The organism is Candidatus Symbiobacter mobilis CR, assembly GCF_000477435.1.
Classification (GTDB): Bacteria; Pseudomonadota; Gammaproteobacteria; order Burkholderiales; family Burkholderiaceae_C; genus Rhodoferax; species Rhodoferax mobilis.
The window spans coordinates 1,978,682-2,003,567 of sequence record NC_022576.1; the positions used below are offsets into that span (position 1 = coordinate 1,978,682).

Sequence of the window (24,886 nt, forward strand, 5' to 3'; positions counted from 1 at the left end):
CAGTACAACGTTTCCGTTCCTGGTGCAGAAGCGACGGAAGTCACGATACAGCCTGATCAGCATCCCCATGCAAGCAAGGATCGGCACATCGTGGGGTCGTATGATCCTCGAAGGGCGCCCAACCTCAGGGTTCCAGCCTACCGTGGCAGCCCTTCTGCTCTACCCCTTTCCCCCGACGACACCATGAAAGCAGTCATCCTGGCCGGTGGCCTGGGCACGCGGCTCAGTGAAGAAACCGTGGTTCGCCCCAAGCCGATGGTCGAGATCGGCGGGCATCCGCTGCTGTGGCATCTGCTCAAAATTTACTCTTGCCACGGTATCCACGATTTTGTAATCTGCTGCGGGTACAAGGGGTACCTGATCAAGGAGTTCTTTGCAAACTATTTTTTGCATACCTCCGACGTCACCTTCCACATGCAAACCAACAAGATGGAAGTGCATCACCAGCACGCCGAGCCGTGGAACGTGACCCTCGTCGATACCGGGGAACACACGATGACCGGTGGCAGGCTGCTGCGCGTGGCCGAATACGTGCGCAATGAAGAAGCGTTCTGCCTGACTTACGGGGACGGCCTCGGGGATGTGGACATCGCGGAGACGATCCGCTTCCACCATAGCCACGGCAAGCTCGCCACCGTCACCGCCGCGCTGCCGCCGGGGCGCTTTGGCGCGCTGGACATCCAGGACGGGCAGGTGCTGCATTTCCGCGAAAAACCCCGGGGCGACGGCGCCGTTGTCAACGGGGGGTTTTTCGTGCTCTCGCCTGGCGTGCTGGATTACCTGGCCGACGATGCCACCATCTGGGAACAGGAACCGCTGCGGCAACTCGCGCAAGACGGGCAACTCATGGCCTACCGGCACACCGGGTTCTGGCAGCCGATGGACACGCTTTACGACAAACGCTCCCTCGAAGCCCTATGGGAGAGCGGGAAAGCACCGTGGAAGCTGTGGAACTGACCTCGCCCCCGACATCGGGGAATACGGTGGGTGGCGCCAATACAGTGGGCGGCACCGTGCGCGAACACAGCACCGTTCCGGCGGACTTCTGGCACGGCAAGCGCGTGTTCCTGACCGGACATACCGGCTTCAAGGGAAGCTGGCTGGCGCTATGGCTACAAGCCATGCACGCGCAGGTCGCGGGGTACGCACTCCCGGCTCCCACGACCCCTTCGCTGTTCGAGCTGGCGCAGGTGGCATCCGGCATGGCACACACGATTGGCGATGTGTGTGATCTGCCGACCCTGCACACAGCAATGGCCGCGCACCGCAGCGAGATCGTCTTCCACTTGGCAGCGCAGCCCTTGGTGCGCCGCTCGTACCAAGAACCGGTGGAAACCTACGCCACCAACGTCATGGGAACCGTGCATCTGCTTGACTGCGTGCGGCGCGTTCCCAGCGTGCGCGCCGTCGTCGTCGTCACGACCGACAAGTGCTATGACAACCGCGAATGGCCGTGGCCCTACCGGGAAAACGAAGCGATGGGCGGCTTCGACCCCTACAGCAGCAGCAAGGGATGTGCGGAACTCGTGACCGCTGCCTACCGTTCCTCTTTTTTCCGCGAGGGCGCCGTCGCCGTGGCCAGCGCACGCGCGGGCAATGTGATCGGCGGGGGGGACTGGGCGCCGGATCGACTTATTCCCGACGCCATGGCGGCCTTTGCGGCAGGCAGGACGCTGACCCTGCGCAACCCCGGCGCAACCCGACCCTGGCAACACGTGCTCGAACCATTGGGCGGCTACCTCATCCTGGCGCAAGCGTTGTGGGAACATGGGCAAGACTACGCCGAGGCGTGGAATTTCGGCCCCCACGCCGAAGACGCCTGGCCCGTTGCGCAAGTCATCGACACGCTGGCTACGCTATGGGGCGGGACGGCCCGTTGGGAAGTGGACAAAGCCATGCACCCCCACGAAGCCCACTGCCTACAGCTCGATATCGCCAAAGCACGCGCCCGGCTACGCTGGCAACCCCGGTTGCGCTTGCAGCAGGCGCTGGAACATACGGTGGACTGGTACCGGCGGCTGCACGCGGGGGAAGATGCCCGCGAACTCACGCTCCAGCAACTGCAACGCTACCGCAGCGAGGACCCAACGCATGGATCGCATTCTGGACATCGATGAACCCACCCCGCCGGATCGGCCGCAGGCGCTGCGCAAGCACATCGCCGCGCTGGTGCGTGAGTACGCGCAGCTTGTCCTCGCCCCCCCGGCCTTCGTTCCAGGCATCACGCCGGTGCCGCCTTCAGGCAAGCTGCTGGGCGCGGAAGAGCTGGAGGCGATGGTCGAAGCCAGTCTCGACGGCTGGCTGACGACAGGGCGATTCAATGCCGATTTCGAGCGGCGGCTGGCCCGTTTCGTCGGTGTGAACCATGCGCTCACCGTCAACTCGGGTTCTTCGGCCAACCTCGTCGCTTTTTTCACGCTGACGTCCCCCAAGCTCGGCGACCGCGCAATCCGCAAAGGCGACGAGGTCCTGACTACGGCGGTGGGGTTCCCGACGACGGTTAACCCCATCGTCCAGTTCGGCGCCATCCCGGTATTCGTCGATGTCGATCCGGCGACCTACAACGTCGATGTTGCGCAGCTCGAAGCCGCGATTGGCCCGCGCACCAAGGCTGTGATGCTGGCGCACTGCCTGGGCAACCCTTTTGACCTTGATGCAGTGACTGCGCTGTGCCGCAAGCATGGGCTGTGGCTCGTCGAAGACTGCTGCGACGCGCTGGGTTCCACGTACCGGGGCAAGATGGTCGGCACCTTTGGCGACCTGGCCACCCTGAGCTTTTACCCCGCGCACCACATCACGATGGGAGAAGGCGGCGCAGTGCTGACCAACGACCCCACCCTGCGCGCCATCGCCGAAAGCTTTCGGGACTGGGGCCGCGACTGCTCTTGCCCGCCGGGGCGGGACAACACCTGCGGCAAGCGCTACGCACAGCAGCTCGGCACCCTGCCTGCGGGGTACGACCACAAATACACCTACAGCCATCTCGGGTTCAACCTCAAGATTACCGACATGCAGGCAGCGTGTGCGCTGGCGCAACTGGCCAAGGCCCCCGGCTTCATTCGGTCACGCAAAGATCATTTCGCGTATCTGCTCGATCAGTTGCGGCCTTGCGAAGGACTGCTGCAACTGCCCCGGGCCACCGCCTACGCCGACCCCTCGTGGTTTGGCTTCGCGCTCACGCTGCGCGAGGACTGCCCCGTCTCCCGGGTCGATTTGCTCTCGTACCTCGACCAGCACCGGGTGGGCACGCGACTCGTCTTTGCCGGAAACCTGACCCGCCAGCCTTCGATGCAAGGGGTGCCCTACCGCATCCACGGGACGCTACGCCACGCTGATGCGGTGATGGAGCGCAGTTTCTGGATCGGCGTGCAGCCTGCGCTCACCACGGAAATGCTCGACTTTGCGGCAAGGGCGATCGAACGTTTTCTAGGGGTGCGCTTTGGCTAAGCTGCCCGTACTCCCGCAGACCCCCAGTGCTCCGCCCGGAGACAGCCACGGCCACCCTGCGCGCGACGATTCCGATTGGTCGACGCTGGAGGGCAGAGCACCGACCGGCCTGCACGCCACCTTCAGCGTGGACGAGCTTGAAAAGCAATTGCTCGAACAAACCGGTCTGCTGCACACAACGCTCAGCAACATCTCGCAGGGCATCCTCGTTTTCGACGCAGAGCGGCGCGTGATCCTCTACAACGCGCAGGCATGCCATCTGCTCGATCTGCCTCCGGCTTTTCTGGCCACCAAGCCCACGCTCTCGATACTGCTCCAATTCCAGCTTCAACGCGGAGACTTTGGCCCAGAGGCCGCCCTCGTCGGGCAAAGCGCCCGCGAATACATCCTGGGCGGAGGCCACCTGCATCCCCCACGGCGCTTTCTGCGTACCACGCCTGCAGGGCGCACCCTGGAAGTCCGAACCCGCATGATGTCCACGGGCGGCATGGTGCGCACCATTGCCGACATCACCCGCTATGTGCAAGCGCAAGCAGACCGCCAACATCTCGAACGGCTCAGTTCGGAAATGCAGGCCACGGCCCAGGTCGGCGCTTGGGACATGGACTTTGCCAACGACACCGTCACATGGACCGAAGGCATCTACCGCATCTTGGAGCTTTCCACCACGGACTACGTGCCCTCGCTGGAAGCGATGCGCTGTTTTTTCCCTCCCCAGTCGCTAGAGCGGATTGCCATCGCCTGCGACGATACCCAGCTCCAGCCAGGCAGTTTCGATCTGGAGCTGGAGATGGTCACGGCTAAGGGGAACACGATCTGGGTACACATGGTCGGTTCCACGCAATGGCGCTTCAGCCTGCCCATGCGGCGCACGGCAATCGTGCAGGACATCACCGAACGCAAACGCAGCGAAGCCACGTGGCGCGAGGACATTGCACGGTGGAAGCTCGCGCTCGAAAGCACCGGGGACGGCATGTGGGATTTGGATGTGCGTACCGGGCAGGAGTACTTCTCACCCAACCTGTTGCGCATGTACGGCTTCGTCGAAAAGGACATCGACCAAAGCATCCACGCGCTCGACGCACGCACGCACCCCGACGACGTTCCCCGCATGATGCGCGACCGGCAGGCGCACCTGGATGGGCGAACGCCTGTCTACCGCAATGAACACCGGGTTCGCTGCAAGAGTGGAAGCTGGAAGTGGGTGCTTTCGCGCGGGATGGTGATCAGCCGCGACGAGCTGGGGCGGCCACTGCGGATGATTGGCACGCACACGGACATCACCGAGCACAAGGCTGCCGAAGCGCAAATCTGGCAACAGGCCAATTTCGACACCCTCACCGGGCTGCCCAACCGGCGAATGCTGCGTTCGCGGCTGGAGCAGGAACTGAAGAAATGCCGACGGGATGGCCACAAGCTCACCGTGGCCTTCGTCGATCTCGACCATTTCAAGGAAGTCAACGACACCCTGGGGCACCACCATGGGGATGCGCTGCTCATCCAGGCCACGCAACGCATCCTGGGCTGCCTGCGGGAGGTGGACACCGTGGCCCGCATGGGCGGCGACGAATTCACCTTGCTGTTGACCGAGATCGTCGACACGCGCCACATCGAGACGATCCTGGCCAAGCTGCTATGCACGCTGGGGGAAGCCTTCCTCCTCGACCAGCAGCAGGTGTATGTGTCCGCCAGCGTGGGCGTGACGATTTATCCCGACGATGCCACTGCGATCGAAGACCTCTTCCGCAACGCGGACCAAGCCCTGTATGCCGCGAAAGACGCCGGGCGAAACCGCTTCTGCTACTTCACCCCGGAGCTGCAACACGCGGCGCAGCGGCGGGTACGGCTGACCAATGACTTGCGCGCAGCTCTCGCCGTCGAGCAGTTCCAGGTGGTGTACCAACCCATCGTCGAGCTGGCGACAGGGCATATCCACAAGGCCGAGGCCCTGCTGCGCTGGGAGCACCCCCAACGCGGCTCGGTCAGCCCAGGGGAGTTCATCCCCATCGCCGAATCCAGCGGGCTGATCGTCGAAATCGGCGAGTGGGTATTCCAACGGGCACTGGAACAAGTATGCAGATGGCGCCAGCGCTTGCACCCGCAATTCCAAGTCAGTGTCAACAAGTCCCCAGTGCAGTTCGAAAAAGTGGATCTGGCACGCTCGCGCTGGATCGACCAGATCCGGCAGCATGGGCAAGAGGGAAATTGCCTCGTCGTCGAAATCACGGAAGGGCTGCTGCTTTCCCATAGCGACGAGGTGATCGAACAAATCCTCGCGCTCAGCGACGACGGGATCCAGGTCTCGCTGGACGATTTTGGTACTGGCTATTCCTCGCTGGCGTACTTGCAGAAGTTCGATATCGACTACATCAAGATCGACCAGTCTTTCGTGCGGCAGCTCGTCGGGGAGTCGACCGACCTCGCGCTCTGCCAGGCCATCATCGCCATGGCGCATGCGCTGAACATGCAAGTCATCGCCGAGGGCGTGGAAACCGCACAGCAACGCGACCTGCTCGCCGCTGCCGGCTGCGACTACGGGCAGGGCTACCTGTTTTCCCGCCCGGTGCGTTCCGAGGAGCTGGAAGCCTTGGTGCTACGCACGAACCGGGGCGTAACGCCGATGCGGGTGTAGGACTGGGTGTAGGGAATCCATCGCGACTTCCGTCGCTTCTACAACAGATCTACAGGTGGTGGTGGCAGCTTGATGTCCAACCCTTCCCCCACCCGCTCCCCGATCAAATAATTGGGGCGGCGTTTGACTTCTTCGTAGATACGGGCCACGTATTCGGACAGGATGCCCGTGGCCAGCAGTTGCACCCCGCTGAAAAACATGATCGCAACGACGATCGTGGCAAAGCCGGGTACGGCGATGCCGTAGAGAAAGTATTCCGCGACGACCCACGCCCCATAGCCCAAAGCCAGACAGGAGAGGACCAGCCCCGCCAGGGTCAAGACCCGCAGGGGCGTGACGGAAAACGCCAGCATCCCGGTCAATGCCAGCGAAAAAGCGCTCACAAGCCCGAAATTGCTGTGCCCTGCGGAACGCGGTAGGGGGTCGTAGGGAATGGCGACGCTCTGAAAGCCTACCCAGGCGTACAGCCCTTTCATGAAGCGGTTGCGCTCGGGCAATTGCTTGAGCGCATCGACCACTTTGCGATCCATCCAGCGATAGTCGCCGGCATCGGGCGGGATCCGCACCCGGCTGCCGAGGTTGATCAGGCGGTAGAACCACGCAGTCAGCCGGGCATGTAAGGGCGACTGGTCGTTGCGGTGCTGCCGTACTGCGTAGACGACATCCGCGCCGTCACGCCATTGCTGGAACATGACGGGCAACAGCGCGGTGGGATGCTGGCCATCCCCATCCATCAGCACGACCACCTCCCCACGCGCGGCATCAATGCCTGCCGTCAGCGCACGCTCCTTGCCGAAATTGCGCGACAAACGAAGGCAGACGAGCTGGGGATGCTGCGCACACAGCGCGAGCAATTCGGCATAGGTGCCATCGCGGCTGCCGTCGTCGACAGCGATCAGCTCGACGCGGTCACTCAGCGCAACAAGGGCGGCCAGGATGTCCGCGACGACACGAGCCACCACCCCAGCCTCGTTGTAGACGGGAACTACGCAAGAAATGCTCGGAGCAATGCTCGGAAAAATGCTCGGAGCAATGGCCTGGGTCCGCGCCCCTCTCCCGCTGGGAAAGGGGATTTTTTGCCCTCTCCCAGCGGGAGAGGGCGCCCCGATAGGGGCGGGTGAGGGTGGATGCGGCGGAGAGCTGCCTTGCATAGGCGAGCAGCCCATGCAATGGCCTGCCGACATAGGCTATTCGTCCTCTCAATCCTTCTTGCGCAGGCATTCCTTCATGAAGTCCCTGCGCGGCTGTCCCTTGAGTTGTTGTGTACGGGCTTCCTGGTTGCAAGCCTTCATACGGTTCCGCTGCGCCTGCACGGCACTACTGACGGGCGCCTTGGCCTTGGCTGTCGCAGCAGCCGGTTCCGCTGCGGAAGCAGCATCCGCAGCGGCTTCCGTAGCGTGGGCGGTTCCCCACAAGGTCAAACCCAAACCCACGATGCAAAGCAATGATTTCATACAAGCCCTTTCTGGATAAAACAAACCAACCTCTGAGCCGGAAGGCATCGTAGCGCAAGCGCATCGCACGACATCACACCGCCACATCGACTCAGTGCAACATGCCCAGACTGACCCAATACGCCACGGCGGCAACGAAAGCGCTGGCGGGAATCGTGAAAATCCACGCCCAGACGATGTTCCCTGCAACGCCCCAACGGACGGCGCTGGGGCGCCGCGTGGACCCCACGCCGATGATCGCCCCCGTGATGGTGTGCGTGGTCGACACCGGAATACCCAGCGCAGTGGCCGTGAACAGGGTCACTGCTCCTCCGGTTTCTGCACAAAATCCCCCCACCGGCTTGAGTTTGGTCAGCTTTTGTCCCATCGTCTTGACGATGCGCCACCCCCCGAACATCGTCCCCAGTCCGATGGCGGTATAGCACGACACGATGATCCACCCCGCCGGGGCTGCGTCATCGTGACTGGCATAACCCGTAGCCAGCAGCAGCATCCAGATGATGCCGATGGTTTTCTGGGCATCGTTGCCGCCATGCCCCAGGCTGTATGCACCGGCAGACAGCAATTGCAGCCGCCGGAACCAGCGATCCACGCGCAAAGGTCGGGTACGCCGAAAAATCCACGACACCAGCACCATCATCAGCGAACCCAACAGGAACCCCAGCAATGGGGATACGAAGATAAAAACGACGGTCTTGATGATGCCGGGAAGGATGAGCGACTGCACGCCAACCTTGGCGATGGCCGCCCCGGCAATACCGCCGATCAGCGCATGGGAAGAGCTGCTGGGAATGCCGTACCACCAGGTGATCAGATTCCAGGTAATCGCCCCCGTGAGTGCGCCGAAAACGACGTAGATATCGACCACGCCGGGCAGAACGATCCCTTTGCCAACCGTGGCCGCCACGCTCAGCGGAAAAAACAGAATCGCGATGACGTTGAAAAACGCGGCGAATACGACGGCTTGCCCAGGCTTGAGCACCCCGGTCGATACCACCGTCGCTATCGAATTGGCGGCATCGTGAAACCCGTTCATGAAGTCGAAGGCAATGGCCATCGACACCAGGACGACCACGATCCACAGGCTCACCTCACTCACTGGCATGGCATCTTCGCTCAGGAGTTTTCGAGGATGATGCCTTCGATCAGGTTGGCCACGTCCTCGCAACGGTCGGTGATCGTCTCCAGCAATTCATAAATGGCCTTGAGCTTGATCAGCTCGCGCACATCGGGTTCCTCGCGGAACAGCTTGCTCATCGCGGTGCGCATCACGCGGTCGGCATCGCCTTCGAGCAGATCGATCTCGTCGCAAGTCTTGAGCGCGGCCTCTGCCGTTGCGGGGTCGGCAATGCGGGCAAGCAAGCGCACTGCATCGCGCACCCGGCTACAGCAGCGCAAACTCAAATCGGTCAAGCGGGAAATTTCGTCGGTCATCCCCCGCACGTCATAGAGCGCCATCGTCTCCGCCGAATCCTGGATCAGGTCGGCGACATCGTCCATCGTGTTGATCAAGCCATGGATCTGTTCCCGGTCGATCGGGGTGATGAAAGTCTGATGGATAGCTTTGTTGACCTCATGCGTGACCCGGTCTGCGGCTTTTTCGGCGTGATCGACTGCCCGGTGGTACTGCGAACGCAATTCGGGATCGTTGTAATGTTCGACCAGTTTCGAGAAAGCCTGCGCTGCCTCGACGATATGGTCGGCATGTTGGTCGAACAGCGCAAAAAAATCGGTATTTCGCGGAAGCAGTTTTCCGAACAGCACAAGCAACTCCTCGTTGGGCGCACTCGACCCGGCGCCAAGCGCCAGAATCTGACAGGGATGCGAAAGAGATGGGGGAGAAAAAACGGCGCGATGGGGAAACCCCCAAAGCGCCTAAGACAGGAGGAAACAAGACTTACGCAAAATTGTCCTGGCTAGGCATACCCACGCAGACAGTACAAAGCAGTACGGCAAGTGGGTACAACAACGCTGGGGCGGTTTTGCGTAAGTCTAGGAAAAATAAGACTTACGCAAAATTGTCCCGGCTAGGCGTACCCACGCAGACAGTACAAAACAGTACGGCAAGTGGGTACAACGACGCTGGGGCGGTTTTGCGTAAGTCTAGAGAGTTGACGAGCCTGAACCCCGGCACTGACATCATGGTTAGGGCTGCTTGGTTCCCCACCTGACCCGGTTGGCCTTCCGCCATGCGGGGAGGCCCGTCAAGGAAAATTGTAGTCGCGCCCCTCACATCCCAATTCAAGGCGCCATGCCACGCAGCGCGGGATGGGGTGCGACAGACCGGGCGATGCCTTGCCCCACGGCCAAACCAAAGCGTTTGACCAAGCGCTCGGCAACGTTTTCCTGGCGGGTGTAGTCGACAATATCCTCGGCATGGACGACCTCGCGCGCCACATAGTCCAGGCTGCCCAATTGATCTGCCAGCCCCAGAGCGATGGCCTGTTCCCCGTTCCAGAATAGCCCGGTGAATACGTCGGAACCATCCTGCTGATCCTTCAGGCGGGTTCCTCGCCCTGCCTTGACTACGGCAATGAACTGCCGATGGATTTGGTCAAGCAAAGATTGCGCAAACGCACGATGCTCGGGCGTCTCCGGGCTGAAGGGGTCGAGGATGCCCTTGTTTCCCCCCGCTGTAAGCAATCGCCGCTCAATGCCGATCTTCTCCATCACCCCGGTGAACCCGAAGCCATCGAACAACACGCCAATGCTGCCGACGATGCTGGCCTTGTCGACATAAATGTGATCCGCTGCCACAGCGATGTAGTACGCGGCGGAAGCGCAAGATTCTTCGACCACCGCGTACACGGGCTTCTTGTGCAGGGCTTTCAGCCGCAGGATTTCGTCGTGGACGATGCCTGCTTGCACTGGGCTGCCACCCGGGGAATTCACGCGCAACACCACCGCGCGAGCGCCAGCGTCCTCGAACGCCGACCGCAGCGAAGGAACGAGCAGCTCCGCACTGGCTACCGTGTCGGCAGCAATTTCTCCCTTGATGTGGACGACGGCCGTATGCGCGGGGCTTTCCCCGGGTTTGTCCACGCTTTGCTGAAACCCTAGCCAAACAACAACGACGAAGAACCCCAACCATGCCAACCGCACGAAAGTACGCCAGCGCCGTGCCGACCGCTGCTCCTGCAACGTGGCAAGAACCAGTTTTTCCAAGATCGCGCGCTCCCAGCCTGGGGGAGGAACCTCTTCCGCCAGGGCCTTGGTTGCGCGTGCGGGGGCGGGCTGCGCCGTGGACGCATCGGGGTCGGTGTCTTCGCTCATAGCATCGTGGGGTAGGCAAACTGGAAATCCTTGCCGCGCGGCACGCTCACGACGCAGCAAGGGGAGGCAATGCGGGAAACGCAGCGGCGACAAAAGCCTGCAATTCCTCGGGCAAGTCTGCCACAAGGCTCATTCGCTCCCCGCTGCGCGGATGCAGAAACCGCAGCCGCCATGCGTGGAGAAAACAACGCCGCAACCCAGGGTAGGCAGCGGCCAGCGCTTTGTTGAGGGCAAAGTCGCCGTATTTGTCGTCGCCGAGGATCGGGTGCCCCTGCGCAGCAAGATGCACGCGGATCTGGTGCATCCGGCCCGTCTTGATCTGCACTTCGAGCAAGGAATACTCGGCGCACGCGGCGCAAACCCGAACAAGGGTGAGGCTCTCGCGGGCATAAGGGTCTTCCGTCGTGGCAATGCATACCCTGCGCTCCCCGTTATCCCCGGCTGGAAGGGTGCGCAAAGGGCTATCCAGCACCCGCAGCGTCTGCGGCCATGGGCCGCGCACCATCGCCAGGTACGTCTTGGCAGTCTGACGGTTGCGGAATTGCTCGTGCAAATGGGTGAGCACGCTGCGTTTTTTGGAAACGAGCAAAACCCCGCTCGTGTCCCGGTCGAGCCGGTGTACCAATTCCAGAAAGCGCTGTGCGGGGCGCGCAGCGCGCAATTGCTCGATGACCCCGAAGCGCACGCCCGACCCCCCATGCACGGCCAAACCGGAGGGCTTGTCGATAGCGAGAAGAACGTCGTCTTCCCACAGGATCGGAGGCTCCCGCGCTGGTGCCATGGCGGGCTTGCTCTCTGCCTGCGCCACACGCACCGGGGGCAGGCGCAGCGCAGCGCCCACTTCGAGCCGATCCCCCACCGCAGCCCGTTTGCCATTGACGCGCACCTCTCCGCTACGGATCATCCGGTAGATGCGCGTCTTGGGAACCCCCTTGAGCAAACGAACCAGATAGTTGTCTAGGCGCTGCCCGGCAGACTCCTCATCGACTACCAGCCATGTGGGGGATGCCGCGAGCGGCATGGCGTTGCCCCCTATAATGGATTTTCCTGGCGAAATTTGGTGCAAGTTGTTGATTTTTATCAGAATCGTGGCAAAAGTTTGCGTCGCAGTGTACTGCAAGCCGCCCTATGCCGCGTTATTGGTACCCATCGTGGTATCCATCCCGCCAGAACTCGTCGGTACCCCCGTTCGTCCACGCGATGCCACGCTTCCCGGCCCAACCGGGCAGACGAACGGTACGGAAATGCGCTGTGGAATCCCCAACCGTCCCGAAGCCCCGAATCGGCTCCGTGTACGCAACGTAGCAAGATGACACTGCAACCCCGAGGAAATACGCACCCCGTGCGAATTGCGGCGGGTTGCGCGTCGTCCACCCCTGGCAGACAACGGCCCCGTGGGCCTGTCTCCCTATACAACGATCTCTACAACGGTCTATACGGTTTGCATCGTCTGCATGACCTGCATGGCCTATCGCCTCCGTTGCATCCGTTGTATATCCGGTGTGCTGCCATGGTTTTTTCGCGTCGGCCCTCCAGCGGCTTGTCCGTTGGCATGGTGCCTTCGTTGGATCGCTACGTGGTCGTTGCGCAGTCTGTGCTCTGCGGTTTGCGGTATTCCCCGCGCTGGTTCCGGTACTTTGCATGCCATATCTGGCATGCCCCCCAACCTGGATCCTAGGAATATGACCATGAAACGAATGTTGATCAATGCAACCCAGGCCGAAGAACGCCGCCTCGCCGTGGTGGATGGCCAAAAGTTGCTGGACTATGAAATAGAAATCGAAGGACGCGAACAACGCAAAGGCAACATCTACAAGGCGATCGTCACACGCATCGAGCCTTCGCTCGAAGCCTGCTTCGTCGACTACGGCGAGGATCGCCACGGCTTTCTCCCCTTCAAGGAAGTTGCTCGACAGTACTTCCAGCAAGGCATTCCTACCGGGCAGGCCAAAATTTCCGAAGCCCTCAAGGAAGGGCAGGAATTGCTCGTCCAGGTAGAACGCGAGGAACGGGGCAACAAGGGTGCCGCGTTGACGACGTTCGTCTCGCTGGCCGGGCGCTACATCGTGCTGATGCCCAACAACCCGCGTGGCGGCGGGGTCTCCCGCAGGGTGGAAGGCGACGACCGTACCGACCTCAAGGAAGCGCTCGATCAGCTCGAATACCCCAACGGGATGAGCATCATTGCCCGCACTGCCGGTATTGGCCGAAACGCCGTCGAACTGCAATGGGATTTGAGCTACCTGCTCAAGCTGTGGTCTGCCATCGACGCTGCAGCCAAGGGGAGCAAAGGCCCCTTGCTGATCTACCAGGAATCCAACCTCGTCATCCGTGCGATTCGCGACTACTTCCACCAGGAAATCGGCGAAATCCTCATCGACACCGACGACGTGTACGAGCAAGCCCGGCAATTCATGGCACACGTCATGCCCGAGCACGCCCCCCGGGTCAAGCGCTACCGTGACGACGCGCCGCTGTTCAGCCGCTTCCAGATCGAGCACCAGATCGAAACGGCGTATGCACGCACCGTAACGCTGCCTGGCGGGGGGGCCATCGTCATCGACCACACGGAAGCGCTGGTCTCGATCGACGTGAACTCCGCCCGCGCCATCAAGGGCAGCGACATTGAGGAAACCGCGCTGCGCACGAACCTCGAAGCTGCGGAAGAAGTCGCACGCCAAGCCCGCCTGCGTGACTTGGGCGGTCTGATCGTCATCGACTTCATCGACATGGAAGAAAGCCGCAACCGCCGGGAAGTGGAAACCCGTCTGCGCGATTCCCTGCGCCAGGATCGCGCCCGGGTGCAGTTTGGGACGATCAGCCGCTTCGGCCTGATGGAGATGAGCCGCCAGCGTCTGCGCCCTGCGCTCAGCGAAGGCGCTTCGATGCCTTGCCCACGTTGCGGAGGGTCCGGCCACGTCCGCGATACCGAATCCAGCGCCCTGCAAATCCTGCGTATCGTCCAGGAAGAATCGCATAAGGACAACACAGCATCGGTGCTATGCCAGGTTCCCGTCGACGTGGCATCCTTCCTGCTCAACGAAAAGCGCACCGAAATCGCCAAGATCGAGCTCAAGCAGCGCATCAACGTGCTCGTCGTGCCCAACAAATCACTGGAAACGCCGAACTACCTGCTCGAACGCCTCAAGCACGACGATCCCCGGCTCGACAACATCGAACCGAGCTACAGGCTGGCCGTCGAAGCGGAGGAATCGACCGCAGTGACACGCGGTTCGCGCGAGCCTACAAACAAGCAGGTTCCGCTGATCAAGGGGGTGCTCCCTGACGCGCCCGCCCCGCAAGCCCCGGTGCGGGAACCCGCCCAACGCACAGCCGAAGCGCATGGCGAACCCCGCGACAAAACCGTGGTGGCCACGCCGACGATCATCGAAAAAGGGCTGTTTGAATGGGTCAAGCACTTGCTGGGTATCTTCACCGCAGCCAGCCAGGAGCAGCCTGCCGCCACGGCGGAATCTCCCACCCCTGCCCGGGCAGGAGGGCGGCGCGCAGACCGCCAGCGCAAACCCCGCAATGAACCCCCGCAGGGGACCAAGGCCGAGGCCGCTTTCGAGAAAACCGATCGCTTCGACAAAACAGACAGGGCCGACAACAACGACAAAAGCGATACCCCCCTTGCCCGCCGCTCCGAACCCCGCCAGGGCGCCCTGCGCACCGAGCAGGAAGCACCGATGTCGCCCTCGTCCGACGGCGCCCAGCCCCCCTCCGGCCCGCGCGACCCCCGTGATCCGCGTGATCCAAGACCCAGCCGCAGTGGCCGGTCTGGCCGTCGCACCCCACGTGGTGGCCGCGCAGAAGGCGACTCGCGCACAGACCCTGCCCAACCCGCCGCGCCGCTGGCAAGCGCCAGCCTGACCGAGCCTGTGCCAGCGGTAGACGATGCACTGTCTGCAGAAGGAGAGCTTGGCAACGATGGCGCTTCCTCTGCGTCTAGCGCCGACGCTCGCGGATCGCGCCGCCAGCGCGACCGTTTTGGCCGGGAACGCAAGCCCCGTCCCGCAACGAATGCGGACAGTACCGAGGCCCCGGTTCCGCCCACTACGAACGACGCCCCGGCTCAACCTGCGCAGGCCGTTCAGGCGGATGCGCCGCTGGCACCGCCAACGACCCTGCCCGTCACCGCAGTACCCGTAGCGCCCCTTGCAACGGCTGCCATGCCCGCAGCACCTGCAATACCGGCCGTACCGGCGCAGCCATACCGCTTGCCCGAACAGGAATTGGCGCAGGTAGCGCAGGAATCCGGGTTGGTGTGGGTGCAGTCGGATACGAGCAAGGTTGCTGCTGCGCAGCAAGCCATTGCTGCACAGCCTGAGCCTGTCCATGTCCCTCGCGAACGCCCGGCTCCCGCTCCCCTCGAAGACTCTGCCCTGGTGCTGGTCGAAACCAAACGTGACCTGCGCACTGTCGTACTCCCTTTCGAGGATTCGGCTCCCCGCCAGTGATCAACCCCCCGTGCGCGGCATCGCACGGGGTACTGCCATCGACATCCACACCATGCAGGATCATTACGCCAGACTGGGGGTGCATTGCAATGCCACGATGGCCGAGATCAAGCAGGCTTTCCGTCGCCAGGCTGCGCTACACCATCCAGATCGCAACCCCTCCCCCGACGCTGCTACGCGGTTTCGCGCCGTGCAGCAGTCGTATGAGGTGCTATCTGACCCCGAACGGCGCAAAGCCTACGACGATCTACGCCAGCGCAAGCTGCTCGATGACCCCCTGCCCGTCGCAGCCTCCCTCTGGCGCGACTATGTCCGCGATCTCCGTCGCTCTTTCACCAGCACGACGCTTCCTCCTTCGTTGTAGGAGCGACGGCAGTCACGTTGGCGGGGGGGGGGATTGGGGATGATGCGTGCATCCCCCGGCCTATTGCCTTATCTCCCTGTCAGTCCCAGTCAGTCCCAGTAAGGAACCACCGATGAGCCCGTTCTTCCGCACCCTGCACACCACGTACCAGGCCGAAATCGACGATCTTCGGCAAGACAGCGAGGGGCGCGACGTGCTCCAGCGCCGACTCGCGCAGAAACGTACCCAGTTCGCCTTTTTGCTACAGATGGCCGATTCCAACCCGGAAATGGCTGCCTCCGCCTTGCACGGCGGCTTTCAGTTTGGCGACCGCGCTGTACTCGACCGCCTCACCAACCTCCACGCCGACAAACTTCCTGCGTGGAGCAAGATATGCCCGACGGTGCATGTCGCCCCCTGGGCGCAGCCGCTCGTAGCCCAGGCGCTGGTCGCCCCCGAAGGAGAGCGCTTTCTGACCATTGCCGTTGTGCTGGAATACCTATACCAGCGTGCCACCCACCCCAAACCGAACAACACTGCCACGCAGGCAGTGGACGAGGAAACGCCGAAACAGCAACACGCGGACGCAGACCCCGACGCCAGCGATGGAGAAGACATCGACGATCTCGATAGCGATGCAGGCGCAGACTGGCTCGCAAGCCAGGGGTTTGACCGCAAGCACTGAGGAGACCCACGATGTCCTACGCCTTGTCTATCGTCGTTGAACAAACCCACGACCTGATTGCCCGTGGGGACATTGCAGGTGCCGAGTCCGCCCTGGTGGCCCTGGCCGATGCCCATGGAGACGGCGCGCTCGTCGAAGCCGTTGCACAGCTCCCCGTTCGCGATGTCCTCGCCATCGTGCGCGAATTCGACCCCGGCAAGCCCTCGATCGTGCAGCTCGTCCTCGACCCCGAACAATTCGCCAGCGCTGTCGTCTTGGAACGCAACTACCGAGACCCTACACATGCCCACCTGCGTGGCATGGTCAATGCAGTCCTGTTCCGCGACGGAGCCAATCCCCTGGATTTTCTCGACGCGCTCGCAGAACGCGACGGTGGTTCCGAAGCCTTGGCCGACTACTTCGAGGAGTACTGGGCAGAGGTCATCGAATACGCCCGCACCGGCTCTTTCGAACCCGTAGGCGAGCTTGATAGCCTGCCTTCCGAAGACGAGATGCTGTGCCACACGCACGGCACGCGGGAATGGGACGGCTGGGGCGTGGAATCCGAAGATGAAGGCCCGGTGGATAGCGACCTGCTGCATACGACGAGCGGCTCTTCCCGCCTCAGCGAAGAAGAGGTCGCGGACACAGACTGGAAGCATCTGGCATGGCTGTTGCGTATGCGTAGGCCGGACCAGTTTTCCGAAGTACTGCTGATCCTGCGGGCCAAAGCGCGTGCATTTGCTCTGCAGGACGCACCGTTGCCCGACGCTGCCTCCCCTGGCAGCGCAGGGTTGCAAGAAGAATCAGCCATTTAGCGCACGCTACGCAGGCCGGTATGCCATGGTTCGCGGTACTCGCCCCCCTCTTCCCGACCGCCGCGCTACCGCAGGCAGTCTGGCTGCTTACGACGACCGACTCTTTTTCGAAAAAGCGCTGGTCTACGGCGTGCAACATGGCATCCTGGACGATGCCCGGCTGGAGCTGCTTGCGGAAAAAGCAGCCCAGGGCATCGTGCAAATCGCCCGGTACTTCGGTTCGGAATACCTGCTTGCCGAGCTAGAACGCGCCCGCGAGCGGCTGGTTCGCTTCGTCAGCTTGGCACTGCAAACCTCCAGCCAGGGGGATCTGCATGCCGCCGCCGTGGCCTTGCGCGAGCAAAGTCTGCTTGCGCTCTCCAAGGCCGGTGCAGACCAGCTCAAGGCGTTGATCACGATGCCCAAGAGCACCCACTTTGGGATGAATGACGACGCAGCATTTGGCGAACGCCATATCCCATTGCTCGACAAGTGGTCGAGCGAAGGATGGGAAGCCATCCAACAGGAATGGGCACAACGCTCGCAGGTGGCGCTGACGCTCGATACCGCCATGTGGCTGGCGGGGCGCATCGGCGTGCAGCCCAGCGTTCTCGACGAAGCGCAGCCTGATGCAGAAGCCGTTATCCGCACCGCCTTGCTTGCCCACGCGGCCCAATGCCATGAAACGCCCAACTGGCCTTGCTTCGAGGCCATGATCGACACGCTGCGGCAGTCTGCAGAATGGACCCAGAGCGGACAGTGCAGTCAGTGCAATATTGCCGCCACGCTACGCACCGTGCCTGGCCTGCCAGACACCATGCAGCCGGTGATCGACCGCATCGCGCATGGGGTATGCGATGACTTGCCACGCATCCTCGACCCCCATATCCCGGTGCGGGCATTGTTTGATCAGACTCCCGCCTTCGTTGGCCGCTATTTCTGGGTCGACGACCCGATGGGCGAGCTGGACCACCACGACCGCAATGCGTCCTCCACGTGGTACCGATTGACGCAAGGCACGCATGACGACACCACATTGCTAACGATGCTGTTGTGCGTGGCGGCAGCGAGAAAGCCTGCCACGTCACTATCCGACCGGGCAGCGCAAACCCTGGTTCGCAAAATCCGCAAAACAGGCTGGCACCCGGAGCGCGCAACGGCTTTCCTCGACGAACACGCCCCCCCGTATTACCGCAAAGACTGCCAACGCCTGTGGAACGATTTCGTTCAGCAGGCAACCCAGACGCTCTGCACCGCAGATTCCCCAATTCGCGACGCCATGGCTTTGCTACGGCAGGAATGCGCGATCGTGGGGTAGAAGCCGCCCACTCGACCGCCTTCAGACCGCATCGAATCCAGGTCGATGGACCACAGAGTCTCCTTGATAACAATGAGGGGGTTGCATTCATTTTCCGCGCCAAAACGAATCCACATGTGAACCATGAAAACCATCAAATCCCAATATATTTTGACTGGGTTGTTTATCAGCCTCCTGACGGTGTTAACCGTTTCCGTAACAACATATTTTGTTTCTTATTCGATCACATCCAAACTATTGGATGAGCGCATGCGTATCCAGGTTCGGAAAAATGCCTCAGAGCTGAATCTGTGGTTTAGTCATTATCAAAATCTGATTGAAGAAACTGCGGAAGATTTGCAAATTACACAAAATCTCGATGCAGTCCAGTTACAAAGCATTTTTGCCAACAAAGTTCGCAGATCTCACGGCAACATCAAAGATCTTTACCTGGGTGATGAAGAAAATAACAAACTCATTATCGCATCAGGCTGGGTACCTCCCCCCGACTACCAGGTTCGGTCACGCCCTTGGTTTCAAGATGCCATTGCAGCCCATGGCAAAGTCATCGTCACCAAACCTTATGAAGATGCCATCCTCAACACCGATCACTCCACCGATTTTGTTATGACGGTTGCCAGAACCGTGACGTATCAAGACAAGGTTTTTGTATTGGCTGCAGACATCAGCCTCAAACATGTCATCCAAATCGTGCAAAACCACAGTTTTGGGCCTAACAGCTACGCATTCCTCCTTGATCAGGTCGGCAACGTCATTGCACACCCCATTCCACAGTTTTTGGCAACAAAGAAAGGGCTGAAAAACATTCAATCGATTCCAGGCATCGATTACGCTGCGCTCATCCGTGCGATGACCGAGCAACCCTACGATGCAACCCCAGTCTGGGTGCGTGATGCCGATGGCGTGCGACGAAATGTGATGATGAGCGAGATTACACCCTCCCAATGGATTTTGGGCGTGGCAACCGATGAAGCCGAATACCGAAAACCTTTGACGGCATTGCTATACGGCTTTGTGGCTGCCCTACTTTTGTCCATACTGATCAGCATGGCTACCATGCTGCGCCTAGTCAGGAGAATGACTAAGCCCATCGAAATGCTGAACCAAGCAGTTCATACCTTTGCATCCACGGGCCAGAATGCGCCATTGGAATTGCATCGCACCGATGAATTGGGGCAGCTTGCGGCCAGCTTCAACGATATGAGCGCCACCATCCAAAAACGTGCGCACGAACTGGAGGCAATCAACCACAAACTGCTTGAACTGGATGCGGCAAAGTCGGTATTCCTGTCAACGGTTTCGCACGAATTGCGAACCCCGCTCACCTCGGTCGTGGGGTTTGCCAAAGTCATCAGGAAAAAGCACGACGAGGTCATCACTCCCGTCTTGACGAATGCCGATCCCAAAATCATCAAAGCCATTACGCAAATTCGAGGAAACCTGGACATCATCATTGCCGAAAGCGAGCGGCTGACTCTGCTGATCAGCGACGTTCTCGATATCACCAGAATGGATGCGGGAAAAATGGAATGGAAGTCGGAAAGCGTCGATTTTGCGGATGTCCTACGCCGAGCGATGGCAATGACTTCCGATTTGTTTGAAAAAAAGGGAATCCCCTGTACCCAGGCGACAGACCCCGAGCTGCCCAGCGTGATAGGTGATGGCGAAAGGCTTGTGCAGGCGCTGGTCAACCTATTAAGCAATGCGGCCAAATTTACCGACGCTGGTCAAGTGACCTGCGAAGCCCGAAAAACACCCCAGGGAATTCTGGTTCGCGTGACCGACACCGGCGTGGGGATAGCCCCCGAATTGCACCAAGCTATCTTCAACAAATTCAAGCAAGTGGGCGACATTCTTTCGAGCAAGCCCAGCGGCATGGGCCTGGGCCTACCGATCTGCAAGGAAATTGTCGAGCACCATGGCGGGCGAATTTGGGTGGATAGCGAGCCTGGACGCGGGAGTGCGTTTTTTATGGAAATTCCCACTACTTCCTGAAGAAGAAATTCACGACAGGCCTTCAGGCCGGGGTTGCAAACCGAAGTTTGTTTTACGATGAAAAAAAGCATCAAGACCAAATATTTGTTGACCGGTTTGGTGATTTGTCTGGTTTCACTGATTCTGGTTTCTGTAGCTAGTTACTACGTGGCGTATTCAATCACGCGGGAACAAACCAATGCGTGGGTGGAAGCCAGCGCCATGAAAAATGCAGTGGGACTAGACTGGCGATTTCGGAAGTATGGACAAATTTTGGAGGACATGGCATCCGAAATCGCAAACCACGATGGTGAGTTACAAGATCGATGGTTGCTGAACATCATTGTGAAAAAAAATGCACAATACAGTTCAGAATCTCCAACTTTTTATATTGTATTACAAGATAATAAACTTTTTTATCCGGATCAAAATTGGAAACCCCTACCAGGTTTTGATTTTCGTACCCGGGGCTGGTATCTCAGTGCTATCAAGAGTGAGATTCCCGTGTACTCGACACCATACGTCGATGCCTTTACAGGGAAAATGATCATCACGATTTCAAAGAAATTGCAAAGGAATGGCGAATTGATTGGCGTAATTGCGGTGGATTTTCAGATCACCGATGTGCTGGAAATTGTCAAGAACTATAATGTCGGTGAATCAAGTTATGCATTTTTGCTGGATCAGGAAGGACAATTTCTAACGCATCCCAATACAAACTTTTTGCCTGATCAAAAAACAAGTCTCAAAAATATTTATTCTGTCAATATCAAAGGGTATTCTCATCTCCAAGCCAGATTAAAAAGGGGGAAAACAGACATCATCAAGATTGTAGACTATGATAATCAAATTCGGTATTTCACAACCGCCATGATTGAATCTAATCAATGGGTTCTTGGAGTCGCCATTCCAGAAAGCATGTATCGCAAACCATTGAACAGATTATTTTCTGGATATATTGCTGCGTTGCTTCTTGCGTTGGTCATAGGTTTCGGCATCATGTACAAATTGGTGATCGGGATGACCAAACCTATCAAGTCGCTCAACGACGGTGTTAAAAGTTTTTCTGTGGAGAACATGTCTGCGCGCGTTGCAGTCCACAGCGACGACGAGATAGGTGAACTGGGAAAAAGCTTCAACCAGATGGCCGACACTATTCAAGAATACAGTCAATCATTGGAGAAAAAGGTGGCTGACCGCACCAGAGAATTGCAAGAGAAAAACCAGAACATCATGGAAAGCATTCATTATGCCGAGCGGCTGCAACGCGCCATCTTGCCGCCGTTACCTCATCGCCTGGGCATTGCGGACGATAAATGCTTTGTCATCTGGAAGCCCAAGGATACAGTGGGTGGCGACATGTACTGGTGTCGCGGCGATGACCGGTACGTGCTGGTAGCCGTGGCGGATTGCACGGGTCACGGTGTGCCAGGTGCGTTGATGACCATGGCCCTGGGGTCCATTTTGGACAGTTTGCCGCGTTCGCTGGAGGGGACGAAGCCCTCGGCGCTTCTGCATCGTATCAACCTCAGTTTGCGTGAAACCCTGCGGCAAGAGAATCAAAACTCACTGGCCAATGACGGCGCGGATGTAGCACTATGTCTTCTGGATAAACAGGAAAAGACTTTTCTGTACGCCGGTGCCAAATTGTCTGCATTTGTAGAGAAAAACGGTCAGATCACCGAGTACAAGGGTACAAAGCATAGCGTTGGCTATTCGCATGGCCGTGAGGTAATTTTTGAAGATCGCGAGATTAAATGGATTGACGGCAGCGTGGTGTATCTGACTACAGATGGATTACTGGACCAAAATAGCGTAGAAGGAAAAGGCGGAATGGGCCGCAGCGGTTTCATCAAGCTGCTGCAAAGTTTGGCCGGTCAGCCCTTCGCAGTGCAAGAACAGACTGTGGAACAATTGATTACCACCAGTTTGGCGCAGGTTCAGCAGCGTGATGACATCACGGTGGTCGGGTTTGAAATGGGTGGTAGTTTGAAAGGACGGATTGGACCATGACTGACAAAATTTTTTGTGGGCTATCTGTTAAAAATAGCATCAAAACAAAATACTTGTTGACAGGCTTGGCGATTTGTCTTGCCACTTTGTTATTGGTGTCCACGGTTAGTTACTATGTAGCATATTCCATTACCAAGGAGCAAATTAATCAATGGGCGAAGGCAACGGCGTTTCAGAAAGCCACTGAGCTGGATAGTTGGTTTAGAAAATATGGACAAATAGTTGAAGGTATTGTCTCTGATGTTGTTATTGAAAATAATTATAATGTAAACCATTTACGCAGATTATTGATTAATAAGAAGTTAAGATATGTTGATATTAATTCGGATAGAATACTTTACCAAATTGGCTTTGAGAATAATGTAAACATCCATTCATCAACAAAGATGGTCATTTCTGATTCATATGATGTTAGAACAAGGCCGTGGTATATTCAATCAAAACAATCAAATGGATTAATTTATACAAAACCTTTTGTAATTTATTCAACTAAAGAAATTGCTTGCTCTGTTGTCGCGCCATTAAAAGATAATGGAAAATTTATCGGATCGTTTGTTACTCCTGTGTATTTATCTGATGTAATTTCCATTGTTAATAATAGCAAATTTGGAGAAAATAGCTATGCTTTTTTAATGGATCAAGAAGGTAATATTATTACACATCCAAATAATGCTTTTTTATTTGACGAAAAAAGCGGATTCAAAAATCTGACAAACGTTCAAGGGGTATATTATTCTGAATTAAAACAGGCGCTATTGCAAAATCAAAGCGGACTCATCGAAATTCAAGATTATGATGGTGAGTCACGCATGATTATTACAAACAAAATCAGCTCAACAAATTGGATTTTAGGAATCGCCATCCCCAAATCATCGTACCAAAAACCGCTCAACAACCTACTTTATGGCTACGGTTTAGCCATGCTGGTTTCTTTACTGCTTGGACTTAGCATCATGTACAAGCTGGTTGGAGGGATGATCAGGCCCATCAAGTCGCTGAATGAGAGCGTCAAGAGTTTCTCGGCAGCCAATATGTCGGCACGGGTTACAGTCGATACACAAGACGAAATTGGCGAACTGGGCAAAAACTTTAACCAGATGGCTGATACCATTCAGGAATACAGCCAGTCGTTGGAGCAGAAGGTCATTGAGCGAACCAGAGAGCTACAGGAAAAGAACGACAAAATTATGGAGAGCATTGATTACGCTGAGCGCTTGCAACGCGCCATCTTGCCACCGTTGCCCCACCGATTGGGTATTTCTGATGACAAATGTTTCGTGATCTGGAAGCCGAGAGACGTCGTGGGCGGCGATATGTACTGGTGTCGAGGCGATGACCGATTTGTGTTGGTAGCCGTTGCAGACTGCACAGGCCACGGTGTGCCGGGCGCACTGATGACAATGGCGCTGAGTTCGATCTTGGACGGATTGCCGAGATCGCTGGAGGGACTTAAACCCTCGGCCTTGCTGCACCGCATCAACATGGGGCTGAAAGAGACCCTGCGGCAAGAGAATCAGGATTCACTGGCCAATGACGGCGCGGATATGGCCCTGTGTCTGCTGGACAAACAGGAAAAAACCTTTCTCTACGCTGGCGCCAAATTGTCAGCATTTGTAGAGAAAGCCGGTCAGATCACCGAGTACAAGGGGACAAGGCACAGTGTCGGCTATTCGCATGGCCGTGAGGTCACTTTTGATGACCGTCAGATTGACTGGATTGAGGGCAGCGTGGTTTATTTCACCACGGATGGGCTATTGGATCAGAATAGCCAAGAAGGCAAAGGCGGCATGGGTCGTGGTGGCTTTGTGCGCTTGCTCCAAAGTTTGGCTGGTCAGTCATTTGCGGCGCAGGAACAGACTGTGGAACAATTGATTGCCACCAGTTTGAAACAGGTCGAACAGCGTGACGACATCACAGTGGTCGGGTTTGAAATAGGCAATTACTTGAAAGGAACAATAGGATTATGATTAGCAAATTGACAGATATTCAGAATGTGCTTGAATCAAGTGGCATTTTGACCTGTTTTTCAGGGCGGTTTTCTCAGGTGTTGATTGAAGAAATTGGCGATGCTCTGAAAAAACACATGGAGAATGAAGAACGGCCTAAAAGCGATATATTTAATGTGCTCAGGATTTTTGTCGAGCAGTCTCAAAACATCAGAAACTATGTGAACAGCAAGGCGAATTCACCTGTTTCAGAACGCATTGCCTGTTCTGCCATAATTGGTATTGGTCGAAAAGAGAATGACTATTTTATCTGGTCGGGCAATTTGGTTGACAACGTGGATGTTGAACAGCTTTCCGCTAAACTGAATATCATAGTCAATGCCGAAAAAGACGAATTGAAAAAACTTTACAAGGCGCAAATGATGAAAGACATCGAGCCTGGGCAGGTAGGTGCTGGCGTGGGATTTTTTGATATTGCCAAAAGAGCCAGACAACCGATTGAGTTTTCGATTGGTAAAGTGGATGAACAGTTTTCGTTTTTTGAAATCAAAGTCATTGTTTAAGG

At 58.0% G+C, this 24,886-nt stretch carries 21 protein-coding genes and 1 other RNA gene; 14 read left to right on the forward strand and 8 right to left on the reverse strand.

Annotated elements, in window-relative coordinates:
* The first annotated feature begins 183 nt into the window (after nt 1–183).
* The 4 genes from rfbF to CENROD_RS12545 are packed head-to-tail and all read left to right on the forward strand — an operon-like array spanning nt 184 to nt 6,079.
* Entirely contained in the window at nt 184–957 is a 774-nt protein-coding gene (gene rfbF, locus CENROD_RS08135; protein ID WP_022774248.1) for a glucose-1-phosphate cytidylyltransferase, read from the forward strand.
* Nucleotides 918–2,117, forward strand: a complete 1,200-nt coding sequence (gene rfbG, locus CENROD_RS08140; protein WP_022774252.1) for a CDP-glucose 4,6-dehydratase — start codon at nt 918–920, stop codon at nt 2,115–2,117. The genes rfbF and rfbG overlap by 40 nt, the downstream gene beginning before the upstream one ends.
* The gene (gene rfbH / locus CENROD_RS08145; RefSeq protein WP_420795903.1) at nt 2,104–3,447 is read left to right on the forward strand and encodes a lipopolysaccharide biosynthesis protein RfbH; all 1,344 of its coding nucleotides are present in this window, start codon (nt 2,104–2,106) and stop codon (nt 3,445–3,447) included. Before rfbG ends, rfbH begins: the two co-directional genes overlap by 14 nt.
* Nucleotides 3,440–6,079 (forward strand): EAL domain-containing protein, encoded by a 2,640-nt coding sequence (locus CENROD_RS12545; RefSeq protein ID WP_022774258.1) that lies wholly within the window; start codon nt 3,440–3,442, stop codon nt 6,077–6,079. Before rfbH ends, CENROD_RS12545 begins: the two co-directional genes overlap by 8 nt.
* 38 nt (nt 6,080–6,117) lie before the next feature.
* Here CENROD_RS12545 and CENROD_RS08155 read toward each other — a convergent pair whose 3' ends face one another.
* The 8 genes from CENROD_RS08155 to CENROD_RS14355 form a co-directional block, all read right to left on the reverse strand.
* Nucleotides 6,118–7,188, reverse strand: a complete 1,071-nt coding sequence (locus CENROD_RS08155) for a glycosyltransferase family 2 protein (protein ID WP_420795904.1) — start codon at nt 7,186–7,188, stop codon at nt 6,118–6,120.
* A 90-nt stretch (nt 7,189–7,278) separates the two neighbouring features.
* Nucleotides 7,279–7,533, reverse strand: a complete 255-nt coding sequence (locus CENROD_RS08160; RefSeq protein ID WP_022774261.1) for a PsiF family protein — start codon at nt 7,531–7,533, stop codon at nt 7,279–7,281.
* Between the two features lie 91 nt (nt 7,534–7,624).
* Nucleotides 7,625–8,638 carry an inorganic phosphate transporter gene (locus tag CENROD_RS08165; RefSeq protein ID WP_022774265.1) on the reverse strand — a complete coding sequence of 338 codons (1,014 nt, stop codon included), beginning with the start codon at nt 8,636–8,638 and terminating at the stop codon, nt 7,625–7,627.
* A gap of 11 nt (nt 8,639–8,649) precedes the next feature.
* A complete protein-coding gene (locus tag CENROD_RS08170) occupies nt 8,650–9,297 on the reverse strand; it encodes a DUF47 domain-containing protein (RefSeq protein ID WP_022774269.1) in 648 nt (215 codons plus the stop codon).
* 346 nt (nt 9,298–9,643) lie between these two features.
* Nucleotides 9,644–9,739, reverse strand: an RNA gene (gene ffs, locus CENROD_RS13130) — signal recognition particle sRNA small type.
* Between the two features lie 35 nt (nt 9,740–9,774).
* On the reverse strand, nt 9,775–10,806 hold the full coding sequence (locus CENROD_RS08175; protein ID WP_022774276.1) for a S49 family peptidase: 1,032 nt from the start codon (nt 10,804–10,806) through the stop codon (nt 9,775–9,777).
* A 46-nt stretch (nt 10,807–10,852) separates the two neighbouring features.
* Nucleotides 10,853–11,827, reverse strand: coding sequence for an RluA family pseudouridine synthase (locus tag CENROD_RS08180; protein ID WP_022774279.1), 975 nt, complete (start codon nt 11,825–11,827; stop codon nt 10,853–10,855).
* A 115-nt stretch (nt 11,828–11,942) separates the two neighbouring features.
* The gene (locus CENROD_RS14355; RefSeq protein ID WP_238551762.1) at nt 11,943–12,122 is read right to left on the reverse strand and encodes a hypothetical protein; all 180 of its coding nucleotides are present in this window, start codon (nt 12,120–12,122) and stop codon (nt 11,943–11,945) included.
* Here CENROD_RS14355 and CENROD_RS13605 point away from each other — a divergent pair.
* From CENROD_RS13605 to CENROD_RS08230, 10 genes are all read left to right on the forward strand, one after another.
* Entirely contained in the window at nt 12,116–12,484 is a 369-nt protein-coding gene (locus CENROD_RS13605; RefSeq protein WP_022774290.1) for a hypothetical protein, read from the forward strand. The two genes, CENROD_RS14355 and CENROD_RS13605, sit on opposite strands and share 7 nt — an antisense overlap.
* A 10-nt stretch (nt 12,485–12,494) precedes the next feature.
* Nucleotides 12,495–15,266, forward strand: a complete 2,772-nt coding sequence (locus CENROD_RS08190; protein WP_022774294.1) for an Rne/Rng family ribonuclease — start codon at nt 12,495–12,497, stop codon at nt 15,264–15,266.
* Between the two features lie 10 nt (nt 15,267–15,276).
* The gene (locus tag CENROD_RS08195; RefSeq protein WP_420795866.1) at nt 15,277–15,630 is read left to right on the forward strand and encodes a J domain-containing protein; all 354 of its coding nucleotides are present in this window, start codon (nt 15,277–15,279) and stop codon (nt 15,628–15,630) included.
* 112 nt (nt 15,631–15,742) lie between these two features.
* A complete protein-coding gene (locus CENROD_RS08200) occupies nt 15,743–16,294 on the forward strand; it encodes a hypothetical protein (protein ID WP_022774303.1) in 552 nt (183 codons plus the stop codon).
* Nucleotides 16,295–16,305: 11 nt separating this feature from the next.
* Nucleotides 16,306–17,091, forward strand: a complete 786-nt coding sequence (locus tag CENROD_RS08205; RefSeq protein WP_022774307.1) for a hypothetical protein — start codon at nt 16,306–16,308, stop codon at nt 17,089–17,091.
* Between the two features lie 25 nt (nt 17,092–17,116).
* Nucleotides 17,117–18,388, forward strand: coding sequence for a hypothetical protein (locus CENROD_RS08210; RefSeq protein WP_022774310.1), 1,272 nt, complete (start codon nt 17,117–17,119; stop codon nt 18,386–18,388).
* 123 nt (nt 18,389–18,511) lie between these two features.
* The gene (locus tag CENROD_RS08215; RefSeq protein ID WP_022774318.1) at nt 18,512–20,383 is read left to right on the forward strand and encodes a HAMP domain-containing sensor histidine kinase; all 1,872 of its coding nucleotides are present in this window, start codon (nt 18,512–18,514) and stop codon (nt 20,381–20,383) included.
* 57 nt (nt 20,384–20,440) lie between these two features.
* Nucleotides 20,441–22,375, forward strand: coding sequence for a cache domain-containing protein (locus CENROD_RS08220; protein WP_022774322.1), 1,935 nt, complete (start codon nt 20,441–20,443; stop codon nt 22,373–22,375).
* The gene (locus CENROD_RS12550) at nt 22,372–24,342 is read left to right on the forward strand and encodes a cache domain-containing protein (protein ID WP_022774327.1); all 1,971 of its coding nucleotides are present in this window, start codon (nt 22,372–22,374) and stop codon (nt 24,340–24,342) included. The genes CENROD_RS08220 and CENROD_RS12550 overlap by 4 nt, the downstream gene beginning before the upstream one ends.
* On the forward strand, nt 24,339–24,884 hold the full coding sequence (locus CENROD_RS08230) for a SiaB family protein kinase (RefSeq protein ID WP_022774331.1): 546 nt from the start codon (nt 24,339–24,341) through the stop codon (nt 24,882–24,884). The genes CENROD_RS12550 and CENROD_RS08230 overlap by 4 nt, the downstream gene beginning before the upstream one ends.
* Nucleotides 24,885–24,886: the final 2 nt, after the last annotated feature.